The organism is Segatella copri (assembly GCF_019127135.1).
In the GTDB taxonomy this organism is placed as follows: Bacteria; Bacteroidota; Bacteroidia; order Bacteroidales; family Bacteroidaceae; genus Prevotella.
Genome location: NZ_JAHOEA010000122.1, coordinates 1 through 2,948 on the forward strand (window position 1 = coordinate 1; position 2,948 = coordinate 2,948).

At 36.7% G+C, this 2,948-nt stretch carries 2 protein-coding genes and 2 pseudogenes; all 4 read left to right on the forward strand.

Annotated elements, in window-relative coordinates; all coding sequences use genetic code 11:
• Window positions 1–465: 465 nt before the first annotated feature.
• Complete coding sequence (locus tag KSW37_RS15355) at window positions 466–1,257, forward strand: Ig-like domain-containing protein (RefSeq protein ID WP_217315313.1); 792 nt, start codon at window positions 466–468, stop codon at window positions 1,255–1,257.
• A gap of 176 nt (window positions 1,258–1,433) precedes the next feature.
• A pseudogene (locus KSW37_RS15365) lies at window positions 1,434–1,601 on the forward strand (ORF6N domain-containing protein); the annotation flags it as partial.
• A gap of 46 nt (window positions 1,602–1,647) precedes the next feature.
• Window positions 1,648–2,286: a hypothetical protein gene (locus tag KSW37_RS15370; RefSeq protein ID WP_217315314.1), complete on the forward strand. Its 639-nt coding sequence runs from the start codon at window positions 1,648–1,650 to the stop codon at window positions 2,284–2,286.
• A gap of 49 nt (window positions 2,287–2,335) precedes the next feature.
• Window positions 2,336–2,671 (forward strand): annotated as a pseudogene (locus tag KSW37_RS15375) (ORF6N domain-containing protein); the annotation flags it as partial.
• Window positions 2,672–2,948: the final 277 nt, after the last annotated feature.

Below are 2,948 nucleotides of genomic sequence, written 5' to 3' on the forward strand. Positions count from 1 at the left end.
AGGTACGAACAAATGAGAAGACTACAATGGTATAAATGCGGAGCCGCTTACTATTGGATTAGAGCAAACTATTATCTTAAAAAATATTATTTCACAGTTGCTTTTTGGATAACGTCTTTGACACTGTTACGAAATGCCTACTGCCACCATTCAAGAGTGTAGAACAAAGTAAGCTCCGTCATGCCTGTCTCTCCAAGAAGAAAACCTTTGTAGAGCAAACCAATCACTCACCAAATGACTATGAGAAAGTGGCTTCTGACTCTATTGTTAAAGTACCATTGCAAACTATACATGAACCAGAGGTTATTTGGAACGACAAAAGTGACAAACAAGATGAACGGCTACGATAATAAGCCTGTATTGATGAAATAACACAAGGAATAAAATAATCTTGAAATCTCATGCAAGTTTTTGATTTCTTTTGCGTTTATAGAATAATTATAACCCTTTAATATCAAGAAGCGTATGAAAATTAGAATGATTTCTATGGCATTAGCAGCTTTGCTCTGTTTGGCAAGTTGTAGCGATGATGATTCTGGAATCCAGCTCACTGAAGACGAAGTAGTCGGTGATATAATTACTGGTAAGCAGATTGTTATTAACACTCTTACAACCTATACCGATAGTGGCAGCAAGGTGAATGTTAATGGAGCTAAAGGTAAAGTATCAGCAACTTCTTCTGATGATAGTGTTGCCAAGGTTTCGTGTTCGTCAAAAGAGTCAGAGAAGGAGATATACGTAAGTGGCGTTTCTGAGGGAAATGCTACTATAACCGTTACCGACTCAGACGGGAACTCTGCAATCTTAAAGGTAGAAGTAAAAAATTGGACTGCCCGTTGGATGATATATAAAACGATGTATGTGGTAAATAGAAAATGTTTAGTTGAAGGAGTTTCTTCCAAGGATTCCGCAGCTATCGCAGCTGATGCCATAGAGAACGACAAGTACAATAAATATTATACTTTCCGTAATCCTACATATTTTGGTGTTATAACCAAAAGACTTACCATAACTGACAGTGAAGGAAATACACGTATGGAGGGAGAGCTTAACATCCAACAAAATGCTGATAATACAGAAGTGTGGTATTTGTTGCCTTTCAAAGATTATAGAGCAGTTGTCTTGGCTACATTCTATAGTGACGGTGAGAGTATCTTTAAAGATGTGACAGATAATTATAAGAAGACTTATCCTCACATTAAAAAGGTCGAGCTACAAGCCATTTGCGCAATAGAGGAATTAGAGCCGGACAAATAATTGATAGAAGTAAGTTACATTTATATCTGAATAAATTGCAACATTGTGGCATTAACCTCTACATTCAAAAGGAACAGCTTATATTATTGGACGATGAAGGGCATCCGTCCCTCTTTGCCCCGATAATGATAGCCACGCTTTCAACCTGTGCGCAATTGGAACGTGATAATATCTCGATTGATGTTGAAACATTCCGTTTGTCACATGACCGCTTCCTTTGTATAGACGATGATGTGTATCATATAGGAGCATCCATAAAGGACTTGGGCAAGAAGTGGTTTGGTTTCTCCAAGATGGAGATACTTACATCAGATGAATTGGTGGAAAGGATCAATAGAGAGTAATCAATACGCAATATTTCTGTTTTTTAATGCTTAAAAATTACGATTTATGAAAAGAAATTTAGGTATATTAATAGCAATGATTTTCCTGACAGTATTGTCTAGTTGTGAAAAAAAGGAGATTCTAAAGCTTAAGACTGTCTGGGGAGAAGCGACTATAAATAATAATTGTTTATTTCAATACACAACAGTTGGCGAAGGTTTATCTAATAAATACTGGTTTCTTCCATTAGGTGTTGATAACATTTGTAGAGTCAAAGAAGGCGTATGTTACTTTCAAATGTTTCTACGAGATTATGAAGAAAAGGATACCTATGATTTTTGGCTAATCCTGATTGGGTGCTATGCTGATGAGAAATTTCCGATTATTGGCAAGGAATACAAGATAGTTGTTCAGGATCAAGTTAATTTGGGCAATATAGGCATCTCTTTCTATGAGAGTGGAAAACTTAGAGATTTCTATTCTGAGAACTCCGAATTTGTGTCTTACGGCATCGCAGGCTTAAGCATACCACCTTCTCATGAGAAATTTATACCCTTAGCTGGATCGATAAAATTTGTGAAAGGAGACACGAAGTTTGGTGAGTATTCCATTTCATACAGTCTTAAAAGCGAAGATAATTCTGCCAGTGATACATACAGTATTATGGGTAAATTTAATAGTAGACTTAAAATTATTAAACAATAATGAAAACCATAAAGCTTTTGCTCATAATGTCGATAGCATTAGTACTTTTGTAAAGAGTGCAAAGAAACGTATTGTCCTTATCGACAACTATGTTGACGAGACTGTACTGACATTGCTCGATAAAAGAGACAATAACGTGTCTGCAATCATCTACACTCAGCAGATAAGCCGTCAGTTCCAACTCGACATAGACCGTCATAATGCTCAATATGCACCGATTGATGTTGAAACATTCCGTTTATCACATGACCGCTTCCTTTGTATAGACGATGATGTGTATCATATAGGAGCATCCATTAAGGACTTGGGCAAGAAGTGGTTTGGTTTCTCCAAGATGGAGATACTTACACCAGACGAATTGGTGGAACGAATCAATAGAGGATAATACATACAAATTTCAAGAAAAAGAACTTAATACATAAATATAAAGTAAGCAATGAAAAGGATTTGGATTTTTTTGATGGCGATGCTCAGCATCGTTTCTTTTACAGGTTGTGATATGACTGAGGAACCTAGCGGACCAGTTACAGTTACTGACTATGACAATCTGTTCGATGGGACTTATACTATTAACAACGATGGATGCTGTGTACTTAAAGGATTAAAGTGACGATAGCGCTGTATCGGTACCAAGCGTAGCGGTGTAATCGGTACCATGCTAT

Coding starts and splice junctions, on each gene's coding strand:
- KSW37_RS15355 (WP_217315313.1), top strand. CDS start 466: ATGAAAATTAGAATGATTTCTATGGCATTAGCAGCTTTGCTCTGTTTG.
- KSW37_RS15370 (WP_217315314.1), top strand. CDS start 1,648: ATGAAAAGAAATTTAGGTATATTAATAGCAATGATTTTCCTGACAGTA.